The following is a 12,266-nucleotide window of genomic DNA, read 5'->3' on the forward strand; positions in this document are numbered from 1 at the left end:
ATGCGGATCGAGCATGTCGCGCTATGGACCCGTGACCTCGCGGGCGCAGCCGAATTCTGGTGCCGGCATTTTGGCGCCGCGGCGTCGTCCGAATATACCAGCCTCAACCGGCCGGGCTTCCGCTCGGTTTTCCTGAGCCTGCCCGAGGGGGCGCGGATCGAGTTGATGACGGGCCCCTGGATCGTCGCGGCCCCGCCCGAAGCCGAGGGCTGGGCGCATGTCGCGCTGGCCCTTGGCAGCGAGCAGGCGGTTCGCGACAAGGCCGGGGACTTTGCCGCGATGGGGCTATTGCTCTCGGGGCCGCGCTGGACCGGCGACGGCTATTTCGAGGCGACGATCGCCGCCCCCGACGGTACCCTGATCGAGATCACCGTCTGATCACGGTGCGGGCCCTGGTCGGGCCCGCCCTTGTCAAAGGTTGTCGCGGAACCACTCGACAGTCTGCGGCGCAAGCTCGGCCCGGACCAGCGCGTCCGATGTCCCGGCCCCGAAATCATGGTCGGAATCGAGAAGGACGAGGTCCTCGATCCCCGTGTGATAGCGAAGCAATTGCTGCGCAGGATAGGGTTGTGGGGCAACGATGGTCTCGTTCCGACCGGCGATCACCCGGAGCGGGCCGGAGTATGATGCAAGCGCCCCCGCCGCCGACGCCTCTGGCAATTCGTGGAAGAAGGCTCCATTCAGCGTGGTCTCCCCACCCCATGACAGGCTGGCGGTGACGGGCTGGTCGCTGGCGGCGGCAAGGCCCTCGGCCACCTTCTCTTTGCCCATGATGGTCGCATAGGTCGCCATCGGATTGGCGACAGGTGCCCAGAGCACCGCCGCACGCGTCTCGGGGCGGGCGGCCGCCAGATGCGCGCCGACCAGTCCGCCCTGACTATAGCCCAATATGCCAATGCGGTGGGCATCGACACCCGGCATGATCTGAAGATAGTCGAAGGCATCGACCGCATCGGCAATCTGCCCCGAGAAGGTCGTCTGCTCCCACGTTCCCGAACTTTCGCCTGATCCGGCGAAATCGATCCGAAGCGAGGCGATTCCAGCCTTGGCGAGCTCCTCTGCCATCAGGGTGAAAAGGCCCGTCTCGGTTCCCGCAACGGTGAATTCGTTCTTTGAGCCGGTGAAGCCGTGCAGCATCAGCACGATGGGCGGGTTCTCGATGCCGTCAGGCCGGTTCAGGATGCCCGCGATCCGCTTGTTGGCCCGCTCCACGGTCACCGCTTCTTCGCCCGCCACGGCCATCGTGGCCGACAGCGCCGCTAGGCCAAAGGCCACCAGTCTCAGGGTCATGTGCTCATTCCTCGTTGGGGATCAGGCGCGGCGCATCATGTCGGCGAGCTTTTCGCCGATCATGATGCAGACCGCATTGGGATTGCCCGAGATCAGTGTCGGCATGATCGAGGCATCGGCGACACGCAGCCCGTCGATGCCGTGGACGCGCAGTTCGGGATCTACCACGGCCATGTCGTCGCGGCCCGCGCGGCAGGTGCCCGCCGGATGCAGCGCGGCATGGGCCGCGGTCTGGCAGAACCGGCGCACCTGCTGGCGGGTGATGGGGCCCGCCTCGGGCAGTTGGCGGCGCGCGACATAGCGGCTGATGGCGGATTGCTCCATCAATTCCAACGCAAAAAGCGTGCCGTCGGTGATCGTTTCCAGATCCTGGGGATCGCCGAAGTAATTCGGGATCACGCGCGGATGCATCGCCGGGTCGGCGCCGGTCAGCCGCACCTCCCCGCGCGAGCGCGGGCGGATCTGACCGAGGTTGATGGTGCAGCCATTGCCACCGGGTACCGCCTCGACCCCTTCCTCGATTCCGGCACCGACGACCATGAAATACTGCATGTCGGGATGTTTCTCGGCGCGATCGGCCCACCAGAACGCCCCGCCCTCGATCAGGTTCGACGCCGCCGGGCCGCCCTTGAACAGCAGGTAGTTGAGGCCCGCCAGCGCCTTCCAATGCGGCTTCTTGTACTTGTCGTAGCTATGGGGTCCGTTCAACTGGTAAATCAGCGAGATCTCGATGTGGTCCTGAAGGTTCTGGCCCACGCCGGGCAGGTCATGAGTGACCGCGATCCCGTGGCGGCGGAGTTCCTCGGCAGGCCCGATCCCCGACAGCATCAGTAGCTTTGGCGTGTTGATAGCCCCGGCCGACAGAATGACCTCGCGTCGCGCACGGAGGGTCCGGACATTGCCGCCCGTGACATACTCGACGCCTACCGCGCGGCCCTTTTCGATCAGGATGCGTTGGACTCTTGTCCCGGTCGTGACCGTCAGGTTGCGCCGCTTCCTAGCGGGCCTCAGATATGCCACCGCAGCGCTGCTGCGCCGCCCGTTCCGCGCGGTGATCTGGTAAAGCCCGCAACCCGCCTGATCGCCCGAGTTGAAATCCGGGTTCAGCGGAAGCCCCTTTTGCTGGCAGGCCTGCAGCCATGCGCGGGTCAGGGGGTGGATATGGTCAATGTCAGAGACACCGAGCGGCCCGTCGATGCCATGCGCCTCGTTGCAGAAGCGGTTGTTGGCTTCGGCCTTGCGGAAATAGGGCAGGACATCGCCATAGCCCCAGCCGGTCGCGCCAAGACTCTCCCACATCGCGTAATCGTCGGGATTGCCGCGGATATAGATCATCGCATTGACCGAAGAGCCGCCGCCCAGCACGCTGGCCTGAACCATCGTCGGCTGTTCCTCGCGGTTCTGGGCGTCCGTCGGCTCCCACGGCATGCGCTTCAAGAGCGGGCCTTGCGCGGTCTTGTAATAGGCGCCAGGGATATGGATGTAGGGATTGCGGTCGCGCGGTCCTTCCTCGAGCAGGACGACTTGGGCATCCTGATCCTCACTGAGGCGCGAGGCCATGACGCAACCGGTCGATCCGCCGCCGACGATGATGTAATCCGCCTCTGTCATCCCGTGCATCCTTTCCGCTCTGATACCGGAGTTAAGCGGATGCGGCTGCCTTGCCACAATTTCGCAAGCTCAATTGTCCTGACGCAGATGGACGCCTCGAATGCGCCAGAATGCGTCATGATTAGCGGTGCTGCGAAATTGCCCGAGCCGAGCGCGCGGCAGAGAGTTGCCCGTGGTAAAGCAAAGGAGGCCATCGTGAGCGCATCAGACCAAAAAATTGTCCTCCATTCCCTGGTCGCACGGGACGCGACCATGGCGATGGACCTGAAGATCGCTCGCGAACTTGGCTATGACGGGATCGAGCTTTCGGCGGCGAAGATGCGCGCCTTCCTCGCCGCAGGCTGGTCCGAGGCGGATCTCGCGGAACGCCTGCGCCCATTCGACATCCCGGGCATCGGCTTTCTCCTCGATATCGAGAGGCACGGGGCGGATCAGGCGGCGCTGATGCAGGAGGCCGAGGCTCTCTTCCAGCTGGCGGACATCGCCGGGGCAAAGGGGGTGCAGGCGATCACTGGGCCGGTGTCGCTGGCCGCGGTCCGTGCGCATGCGGCGGGGCAGGCGGTGGATGGATATTGCGGCGTCCTAGGGCTGACCAGGGACGAGCAGATGCGCATCACCGCCGCCAATCTTGCCCGTCTGTCCGACATGGCAGCTGAAAAGGGGCTAATTCTCTATTTCGAGGCGCTGGCATGGTGCCCGCTGAACAGGATAGCGGACCAACTTGAACTGCTAGACCGTGCCGGGCGGCCGAACCTGAAAATGGTGGTCGATTTCTGGCATTGTTATGCGTCGGGCGACAGGCCGGAAGATGTGGCGTTGATCGACAGGGACCTGATCTACGGCGTCCATCTGTGCGACTCGCGCCCCCATTTTGGCGGCATTCCGGACGAAGGTGTGCTGCGCGACGTGGCCACGGGTGAGGGCGTGCTGAACTTGCGCGAATGGGTGGATGCGGTGAAATCAACTGGCTATGTCGGGTGGTGGAGCGGCGAGCTTTTCTGCCGAAGACAGCATCAGGACGACAGTTTCCGAGTGGCTGCCGAAATGAAGAGACTCTTTGAAGATCTGATCCATTGAGGCACAAGAATTGACTGGCTATTCGACGGCACGGATCACTCTTGGCGCGTGTTTTCTTGCCGGTGGCTTCGGCATCGGTACCTGGGGCGCGAACCTGCCCGCGCTGGGTCGCCGCGCGGCGCTGGACGAAAGCGGCATCGGCATTGTACTCCTGTGCTATGCGGCGGGTGCCATCCTCGCGATGAACCGCACGCCGCAGATGATCGCGCGCATCGGGGCCGCTCGCCTTGCCACGCTTGCGGTCGGCCTCTTCGGAATGGGGATTGCCTTGGTCGCCACGGCCGCCCAGTTCGGCGTGGCGATGGTGATCGCGGGGTTGTGCGGCGCGGCCTTCGGCGCGCTCGATGTCTCGATGAACAGCCATGCTGCCGATCTCGAGGCGCGGGCCAAGCGGCCGATCATGTCCACGCTTCACGCCATGTTCAGCGGCGGCACGCTGGCGGGGGCCATGGCCTATGCCGCGTTGGCGCGGGGCGGAATGGGAAGTTCCTCAATCCTTCTGGGCGCAGGCTGCATCATTCTCGCGATTGCCGCGGCGACATTCCTGCGCACGTCTCCCGCGCCCGACCACAATGCGACCATTGACCACCGGTCCGCGGCTGCGAAGCCCGGTCTGAGCGCGTTACGGCTCGGGTTGCTCGCCTTCGTGATCTTTCTAGCCGAGGGTGCGATCATGGACTGGTCGGCGGTCTATCTGGTGCGCGTATTGGGAACAACAGAAAGCACGGGGGCAGCGGGTTACGGTGTCTTTGCTGCAGCCATGCTGACGGGACGGCTGGCGGGCGACCGCGTCAATCAGGTCTTGGGTCCGTTGCGGCTCTTTGCGCTGGGAACGATGCTGGTGACGGTCTCGCTTGCGGGCTTGTTGCTGTCGGACAGTGTTTTAGCCGCTTTTGTGGCGCTGATCTTCTGCGGGCTGGGTATGTCGAACATCATTCCGCTGATCTTTTCGACGGCTGGTCGCCTTGGTGCCGCCGATGGCGGGCGTTCGCTGTCACGTGTGCTGACGATGGGCTATGCGGGCATTCTGCTCGGCCCTGCAATGATCGGCTTCGTAGCCGAGGCCTCCTCCCTGCAGTTCAGCCTGATGCTGGTTCTGACAAGCGTTGCAGCGATGATGTTCTTCGGCAAGGCGGCACTCGGATAATATGTCAGTACTGGTAAAGCCTTTCTTCTGCGGGAGGAGAGACAGGCGAATACCTGTATTGCCTCAGCGCTGGGCGCCGACCTCGCGTCCGGGATCGCCGCCCCGCGCACGTCAGGGGGGCAGAACCGCGTTGAGCCCGATTACTCACTACGGACGCCTGATTGTCGCCGATGACCTGGTCCGTCAGCAAAGTCGCATCAGAAGATTGAACTCTTAGCCAACCTGCTTGGGGAAGGTGCGGGTTGCTTCTGGCAAAGATCGCCTCTCGAGGTGAAGAACACCACGCCGTAGGACGTCGGTTCGCCTTTGATGTAGTGGAGAGGCAGTTGCAAAGTGATCAGGTCAAGGGCCCCTCAAACTATCTTTTCAAGTGACTTGTAATCGTCCTCTGGCCAAACCCTCGTTCACGAGTTCATTGCGGTCCAATCCGTAGGGGAGTAGCCATCCCTTCATGAAAAAATCGCTGCCGTGGCCAGAAATCGTCTCATTTGTCTTCAATGAACTGCAGGATACGTTAGCTGCTATTGATGAAGTGCAGAATGATCTGTGGAATGCACAGATCATGCGTGCGCATGTCAGATGCTCTTGAACGAAATCGTTGAAGTGCTGTGCCACGACAAATGCTCTGTCGCCCGCCTCATGCTGATAGCCGGGGAAGTTCTCACCTCGTGTCCGGGGGCCGTCTTGATCTTCTCTCATTTCCTCATCCACGCCCTGCCAATCAACAGAATGATTTTGCAACGATATCGGCGCATTGGGACGAGACCCGGCAGGGCATCATTGGCAAGCCGCTCGATCGTCCGGAAGCAGCGTTGAAGGTAACGGGGACGGCCACTTATGCCGCCGAATATCGTCCGGAAAACTGCGCCGAGGGGGTGCTTGTCACGGCGAAGATTGCGCAGGGCAAGGTGTTACGCCTGCATGACGACCAAATCCGGTCGATGCCGGGCGTTTTGGGAGTTTTTGCCGACAAGCTTATGCTGCGGCGCCCGGCACAGGGGACGGCAGGGCAGGCGCCGGTGCAGAACGTGGGCGAGGTGGAATACTACTGCCAGCCCGTCGCGCTGGTCGTCGCCGAAACCTTCGAGCAGGCCCGCCATGCGGCGCACACCTTGCGGATCGACTACGAATCCGCGCCAAAGGTGCCCCTTGATCCGGAAAGCTCGGAATATCACCCCGCCCGCAAACCTGTCGTGCTGGGCGATCTCGAGGAGGCGATGGCCCAGGCCGCCCATTGCGTCGATCTGACCTATGCGACAGAGGGCCATGCCAGTGCCGCGATGGAGCCGCATGCCTCGATCGCAGAATGGCAGGGGAATGAGCTGACCCTCTGGGGCAGTTTTCAGATGATCTCGCACAATGTGAAGGAGTTGGCGGATTCCCTGCGCATATCGCCGCGCAATGTCCGCATCGTCTCGCCCTATGTCGGCGGTGGCTTCGGATCGAAACTGGGCATCTCGCATGATGCCATCGCTGCCGCCATCGCCGCGCGGGGACTGGGACGCCCAGTGCGTGTCGTCCTGACCCGACAGCAGGTCTTTGCCACCATCATGCGTCGCTCGGAAACGCGGCAACGGCTGCGACTTGCCGCCGACACCAACGGACGACTGACTGGGCTCGGGCATGAGGCATGGGTATCGAATCTGCCCGATGAGAAACTCGCCGAGCCTGTCACCCAAGCTACCGAGTTCCTGTATGGCGGCGCGAACCGCAAGCTTGTGGTGAACATCGCCCGGATCAGCCGGCTGACCTCGGGCTCGGTGCGCGCACCGGGCGAGGCCGTGGGCATGCAAGTGCGGGAAGCTGCGATGGACGAGCTTGCCGAGAAGGCCGGGATCGATCCGGTCGAGCTGCGCAAGCGCAACCTGCCCGCCAGCCAGCCCGGCAAGGACAGGCCCTATTCCTCGCGTATGCTGGTTGAGGCACTGGATCAGGGTGCGCGGGCATTCGGCTGGGAAAATCGCAAGCCGCGCCCCTGCATGAGCCGCGATGGCGAGTGGTGGGTGGGCATGGGCGTGGCCTCGGCAGCGCGGGTCAACATGTTGATGCCGGCGGCAGCGCGGGTGCGGCTCGAGGCAGATGGCAGCCTTCTGGTGCAGAGCGACCAGACCGATATCGGGACCGGCAGTTACGCGATCCTGGGCCAGATCGCAGGAGAGATGCTGGGCGTACCCATAGCTCAAGTCCGGGTCGAGCTGGGCGAGAGCCAACTGCCCCTTGGCGCGGGTTCGGGCGGCAGCTTCGGGGCATGCTCGATCCCAGAAGCATCCACGCAGAAAATTCAACCCAAGCTTGTCACAGAACATCGAGATGGCGGTAATGAGGGCGGAACGCCGGGTGCCATGTTGAGTGCCGGCAATCTCAATACCGCTGCATTGACCTTGTTCATCGCGCTTCATCTCTGCGTTCCTAACGAACTGCCATGGATGATCCTAGACGATCCAGTACAATCCATGGATGACGTTCATATCGCCCATTTTTCAGCGCTGTTGAGGACGCTCTCCAAGGAGCATGGACGGCAAGTGATGATTGCAGTGCACGACCGTCAACTCTTCGAATATCTCAAGCTTGAACTCAGCCCAGCGTTTCCAGAGGATAGCTTGCTCACACTAGAGCTATCGCGAGGCCCGCGGAGGGACAGCGTGTGTATTTCACGACGGTTTGCCTTTAAAGAAGAAACTGCGATTCATTCTGCCGCGTAAAGGCTTGCGGACGTTGACCCATCGCGAGTTCGGTGAGCCAGTTATCCAGTGATCAGTCGTGTGCTTCCGTTCTATGCCCTTGCAACGTGTCGCACTCTCATCCACCCGTTTCCGCGCAGATCCCAATTGGTCGATCGTACTTCCATCACGCACGCATTTCGAGTTTCCCGAGTATCGTTTCGATCATCTCTGCAGGATTGCCCGAAGTCATCGACAGTGCATCCGGGCGGGCTTCGTTGATCAAACTCGCCACAGCATCCGACGCAGCTTTTCTGAATAACGGATCGTCATCCCGCCCTGGTCCCAGCGGTATCGAAGTGTCGAGGGTGGTAACGACGAGAACGTCGTATTCGCCCATGTGGGCGCGCGCTATGCTCTCGAGCTCTAGAAGCCGAGCTGGATCGATTTTCCTGCCGGTGACGGCGAGTGCAGCATTCAGATAACCGAGAGCATCAGGAACGGGCCGGTCGACCAGGATGACATCACAGGAACGGGACTGCTCGGCCTCTTGCCTCATGCACTCCGCCATGATCCAGATTGTGCTTTCGAAGGTGTGATCGCGCAAGATCGGAAACCCGAGGTCACGGGCGCGCCGCGCGAGATCATCGACATGGCCCACCTTGAGACCCCGGCCCACAAGACGATCACCGAGGGCCTTCACTAAGGTGGACTTGCCTGTGGAATGCGAGCCGGCCACGCCGATTTTGAAGGGTCGCTTCACAGCCGCAGCTCTCCTTGATTGGAGTTCAGAATGTCGCAGTTGGCAAGCACCGACTGCCTCCGGCCTTCGGGAAGTTCGGACACTAGGCGGATGAAGAGCAGGCCTGTCAGGATTGAATCGAACAATGCCGAGTGGTGCCGCTTGCCGCTCTCCCGCGCCGCGATCTCGCTCAGGCCAAGATCGCTGCCCAAATTCTCGAGGCTGTAGGAACTTCGTCCCGGTAAGGCGATCCGGGCGAGCTTTAGCGTGTCGATGGCCACCGTCGGTCGCCACTCCGGAATTGCCCGCGTAATCGCGTCTACCTCGACCTTCACGTTGTGGCCAAGAATCTTGCCCTCACTGGTCCAGGTCATTATGTCATCGGCAATCTCTTCGATGTCGGGGGACCGAGCTACATCCTCATCGGTGATGCCATGTATACGGGTAACCCGCGGCGAGATCTGCCCTTGGGGTTTGACGAGCCATTCCAAGCGGCGTTGCTCCAGCATGAGGTCGCGCACTTCGACAATTGCAATCTCGACAATTTCCGGTGGCGTGGCGCCGTTGCCCTCAACGTCGACCGCCCAGAAGGTCTCTCGGCTCAAGTCCATCCGATGTCAGCCTTCCCATGCCGTCCGTAGTAATGCGGTTGATTGCGGTCATGAACTTGGAAATTCAGAGAGTGCTGCATGAAGTATCGCTGCTGTTCCTGACTTTCGGCAACCACAATCCTTCGGTCGTCCCAAGTGATCTGATCAGTATATAGGCTTGCCTTCAGCGCCAGAGCATGGATTTCCGCTTCGTCGGGTACACGATGAGCATCTTTGCAAACCTCCAATTGCCGCGAAGGGCAGATGTCGCAGATTTCCCGAATTCCGTAGTGGCCATTGTAGTCTGGGATGCCATGGGCATAGGCGATACCGCAGGACGTCTTCCGAAAGATTGGCAGAGTATCAAAGGCTGCGATGATCTTCGCTTCGACGGCCTTGGGAAGGATCTTGCGCCGCGCAACATCGTCATAGAGATCGGGCACCCCGATGGACTCGAAATAGTCGCGGATCTCGTTGCGATAGAACAACCCGGTGAACACCGTGGCATCGGCGAGCGCGGCAAGCTCCCTTGCCCTCGCGATGTGTTCATCTCCGTCATTCAACCCCGCCACGATTGGTCGCCAGTAGAGGATCGAGTGCACCCGGCCCCTTCCGTTCGCCAATACCCGGAGGGATTCCTCGGCGATCGCGCAGTCGACAGGCTCAATCTTTGCATCCTCTATCCCGGACCAAGTTACGAGCACCGTCACTCTTAGATTCTTGAGGCGAGCCAAGCGCCCGACGTCCTCAGGCAGCACGTGCCATCGCGTGATCACTAGGACGGGGTTCCTCAGTCCGCGCTCATCAAGGCTCTCCAGACAGCGGAAGAGATGATCCTTGACTGTGGGGAGAAAGGGGTCGGTGGCACGGTTAAATATCTGGATGGGGGTCCCGTGCGCCCTGAATGCCCAGTGGCCAACCAGCGTTGCAATAGCCTCTTCATCCGACATGACTAGGTGAGGCTTTTTCATGTCGAAGTTGTCGAAGAGATGCCGAACACAATAACCGCAATCGAGCGGGCAACCCACAACATGGTTAAGACTTAGGCCGGATTTCCGGTAGTCGACAACCTGCCGCAAGGCGGCAGGTAGTTCGTGGCCAGCGATCCTCAGTTCTTTCATGTATGACGTTTCCGCGCGATGATGAACAGATATGGCCGAGGTCGAGTCAAACGGTCCTGCTCGGCCTCGCCATCGTTGGCACCCAGCGGACCGATCCGCAACCAATCCTGTTCGCCTAGCCCTGAAACACGCGCGAGGCCCTCAGCGTCGGAGCCTTCCAGGAAGTAGACGTTGTAACCGTAGTGCAGGCCGTCCTCGCCAGAATGATCCGGAAGATCGTACTCCAGTAGGCTAAGATCTTCGACCGAGATTCCCAGTGATACTGTGCGGTGCGGGGTCGATTTAACCTTCGTCCTCCTCGCGCTCAGCTTGGGCGCTTCAGACCACTCCACTCCGAGGATCCAGCCTTCCACCATAGCCGTCGTGGCGATCGGTTGCGGCTCAGGTGGCCGCAACGCGCTTTGAAGGGTACCGTCCCGATCCGCCTCCTGCAGCCAGCGGGCAACCGAATAGGCGTCGTGCTGATCCGCGCTGCGTCCCTCGAGTGGGTAAGCAGCGCTCCAGAGCCTCGGGTAGACCTCGGCAATTACTGAGGTTCGGGGCGCTGGCGACCAGCCGTCGAAGGGCCAGAAGTGAAGCTCGGGCCGAGCGGCACGGATGTGACGAAGCCATGGGATCCCGGCATGTGTGGATTTGGCCACCGATTCCTGGACGTCGAAGTGAAAGACCGATTTCGCGGACCCGGCGGCCTCTTCGGTCAGGCGCCTCCAGCGTCGTTCGCCCTGCCGATCTCGTCCTGCTCCCATGGCACCGTGGCGGATGAAATCGACATAGGTGTTGGGTGCATCGGTGGGCCAATGGGCGCAGAAGTCCTCGAGGAAGCACGACCAGTCGGGCTCCAAGCGATGTCGTTCGAAATAGCGCATCGGGAAGGAGAAGCCATGATCGATACCGATGATCGTGGGGATTCCGTCCGAGACGAGTGCGATCAGCCAATCCGCGAGACCGCGTCTGGTCCAGTATTTCCTTGCGCCTGGCGGAGGTGCGGCCTCCTCCGGCGCGAGATCATCGTCCGAGCGGTAAACCCGCAGCCCCCTCAGGCTCGACTCGGCTGTCTCCGCCCCGGAGTAATCGATGCCGACGGTGCGGGCGAAGTGGCGCTCAGCGGGTGTCTGATCGATCATTGGAAGCTCGCCTGAAAGCTGGTCGGGGTCAGCGCAACATGGGCCTCCAGCGGAGGCCTCAGCTCGAAGGCGCGCGGCTCCCGGGCAAAGTCGTAGAGTCGAAACAGGCACCAGTCCTCGCGCCGGGATTCGGCGACCTCGAGTTCGTTGCTCGAGATATGGAAAGGGGTGCGCTCCCAGCCCGTGGTGGTCTTGACTTCGATCAGCCGCTCTCGTCCTTCGGGGGTGAAGCTTGCGATATCATAGCCGGCTCCATCGCCATCCTCAGCCGAAACCCAGCGGACCCTTCCTGCCAGGTCATACCGGCCGTGCTGTCGCAGCACCATGCGCTCATGATGGAAGGCGCGCTCTTCGCCCGCATGGCCGAGCGCTCGATTGCGGGCATCCCGCCCGGCCACGTCGAAGCGTCGCGCGACGGCCTAAAGCTGGGTCAGCTCTATGGGCGAGGGAGAGTTGCGCAGCGTGAGCGCGACACCAACGAAGAGCGGACCGACCTCCGCCAGACCGGATTGAGATCGCGGGCTGAGCGCGACCTCCCCTGCCGGATGCTTCGCCAGCCAGCGGGAGATCGCCTCGGCAAGTGACATCTGAAAGTTGAACCGAGGTTTGTATCCCTCGATCACCGGCAAGGCGAATGCTTTCGCAGCTGCCGAAATGTTGCAGAGCTTGAATTCTATCGAGCCCCGACTTCGGCCGAGGGCCGCTTGCAATGCCCGGTTCTGAGCCGCCTTGTTATAGGCAGTTCCGCCGATTTCGGCGCCGAGCATGGTGAACCAAGCCGCGACGATCATGTCGTTTTCAGCGTCTGACCAGTTCTCGGATGTCATGTGTGTGAGGCTAGGGCGGGAGCATCCGGCTGTCACCGGCAAAGTTGATCCGACGCCAAAGCTTGGCGAATGCTCGA

Annotated in this window: 10 protein-coding genes and 1 pseudogene; 4 read left to right on the plus strand and 7 right to left on the minus strand. The window is 61.7% G+C overall.

Annotated features, from left to right (window positions below; translation table 11 throughout):
* Entirely contained in the window at nucleotides 1-378 is a 378-nt protein-coding gene (locus tag ACO2Q4_RS21675; RefSeq protein WP_311761655.1) for a VOC family protein, read from the plus strand.
* A 33-nt stretch (nucleotides 379-411) separates the two neighbouring features.
* Here ACO2Q4_RS21675 and ACO2Q4_RS21680 read toward each other — a convergent pair whose 3' ends face one another.
* Both ACO2Q4_RS21680 and ACO2Q4_RS21685 read right to left on the minus strand, forming a co-directional pair.
* The gene (locus tag ACO2Q4_RS21680; RefSeq protein ID WP_423321876.1) at nucleotides 412-1,290 is read right to left on the minus strand and encodes an alpha/beta hydrolase family protein; all 879 of its coding nucleotides are present in this window, start codon (nucleotides 1,288-1,290) and stop codon (nucleotides 412-414) included.
* Between the two features lie 21 nt (nucleotides 1,291-1,311).
* Nucleotides 1,312-2,901 carry a GMC family oxidoreductase gene (locus ACO2Q4_RS21685; protein WP_423321878.1) on the minus strand — a complete coding sequence of 530 codons (1,590 nt, stop codon included), beginning with the start codon at nucleotides 2,899-2,901 and terminating at the stop codon, nucleotides 1,312-1,314.
* A 195-nt stretch (nucleotides 2,902-3,096) separates the two neighbouring features.
* Here ACO2Q4_RS21685 and ACO2Q4_RS21690 point away from each other — a divergent pair, with 195 nt between their 5' ends.
* The 3 genes from ACO2Q4_RS21690 (at nucleotide 3,097) to ACO2Q4_RS21700 (ending at nucleotide 7,827) form a co-directional block, all read left to right on the plus strand.
* Nucleotides 3,097-3,978 carry a sugar phosphate isomerase/epimerase family protein gene (locus tag ACO2Q4_RS21690; RefSeq protein ID WP_423321880.1) on the plus strand — a complete coding sequence of 294 codons (882 nt, stop codon included), beginning with the start codon at nucleotides 3,097-3,099 and terminating at the stop codon, nucleotides 3,976-3,978.
* 10 nt (nucleotides 3,979-3,988) lie between these two features.
* Nucleotides 3,989-5,125, plus strand: a complete 1,137-nt coding sequence (locus ACO2Q4_RS21695) for an MFS transporter (RefSeq protein ID WP_423321882.1) — start codon at nucleotides 3,989-3,991, stop codon at nucleotides 5,123-5,125.
* A gap of 668 nt (nucleotides 5,126-5,793) precedes the next feature.
* Nucleotides 5,794-7,827: a molybdopterin cofactor-binding domain-containing protein gene (locus ACO2Q4_RS21700; protein ID WP_423321884.1), complete on the plus strand. Its 2,034-nt coding sequence runs from the start codon at nucleotides 5,794-5,796 to the stop codon at nucleotides 7,825-7,827.
* A gap of 145 nt (nucleotides 7,828-7,972) precedes the next feature.
* On the opposite strand, the gene ACO2Q4_RS21705 is transcribed toward ACO2Q4_RS21700, so the two are convergent.
* The 5 genes and pseudogenes from ACO2Q4_RS21705 to ACO2Q4_RS21725 form a co-directional block, all read right to left on the minus strand.
* Nucleotides 7,973-8,548 (minus strand): AAA family ATPase, encoded by a 576-nt coding sequence (locus ACO2Q4_RS21705; protein WP_423321886.1) that lies wholly within the window; start codon nucleotides 8,546-8,548, stop codon nucleotides 7,973-7,975.
* Nucleotides 8,545-9,138 (minus strand): PolC-type DNA polymerase III, encoded by a 594-nt coding sequence (locus tag ACO2Q4_RS21710; RefSeq protein WP_423321888.1) that lies wholly within the window; start codon nucleotides 9,136-9,138, stop codon nucleotides 8,545-8,547. Before ACO2Q4_RS21710 ends, ACO2Q4_RS21705 begins: the two co-directional genes overlap by 4 nt.
* Nucleotides 9,129-10,238 (minus strand): radical SAM protein, encoded by a 1,110-nt coding sequence (locus ACO2Q4_RS21715; protein WP_423321890.1) that lies wholly within the window; start codon nucleotides 10,236-10,238, stop codon nucleotides 9,129-9,131. Before ACO2Q4_RS21715 ends, ACO2Q4_RS21710 begins: the two co-directional genes overlap by 10 nt.
* On the minus strand, nucleotides 10,235-11,362 hold the full coding sequence (locus ACO2Q4_RS21720) for a hypothetical protein (protein WP_423321892.1): 1,128 nt from the start codon (nucleotides 11,360-11,362) through the stop codon (nucleotides 10,235-10,237). Before ACO2Q4_RS21720 ends, ACO2Q4_RS21715 begins: the two co-directional genes overlap by 4 nt.
* Nucleotides 11,359-12,189, minus strand: a pseudogene (locus ACO2Q4_RS21725) (DUF3883 domain-containing protein). Before ACO2Q4_RS21725 ends, ACO2Q4_RS21720 begins: the two are co-directional and overlap by 4 nt.
* Between the last annotated feature and the right edge of the window lie 77 nt (nucleotides 12,190-12,266).

This window comes from Paracoccus sp. KR1-242 (assembly GCF_049446195.1).
GTDB lineage: Bacteria > Pseudomonadota > Alphaproteobacteria > Rhodobacterales > Rhodobacteraceae > Paracoccus > Paracoccus broussonetiae.

Bases quoted from the DNA above. Each gene is read 5' to 3' on its own strand.
- ACO2Q4_RS21680 (WP_423321876.1), bottom strand. From the start codon at position 1,290: ATGACCCTGAGACTGGTGGCCTTTGGCCTAGCGGCGCTGTCGGCCACG.
- ACO2Q4_RS21720 (WP_423321892.1), bottom strand. From the start codon at position 11,362: ATGATCGATCAGACACCCGCTGAGCGCCACTTCGCCCGCACCGTCGGC.
- ACO2Q4_RS21685 (WP_423321878.1), bottom strand. From the start codon at position 2,901: ATGACAGAGGCGGATTACATCATCGTCGGCGGCGGATCGACCGGTTGC.
- ACO2Q4_RS21715 (WP_423321890.1), bottom strand. From the start codon at position 10,238: ATGAAAGAACTGAGGATCGCTGGCCACGAACTACCTGCCGCCTTGCGG.
- ACO2Q4_RS21710 (WP_423321888.1), bottom strand. From the start codon at position 9,138: ATGGACTTGAGCCGAGAGACCTTCTGGGCGGTCGACGTTGAGGGCAAC.
- ACO2Q4_RS21675 (WP_311761655.1), top strand. From the start codon at position 1: ATGCGGATCGAGCATGTCGCGCTATGGACCCGTGACCTCGCGGGCGCA.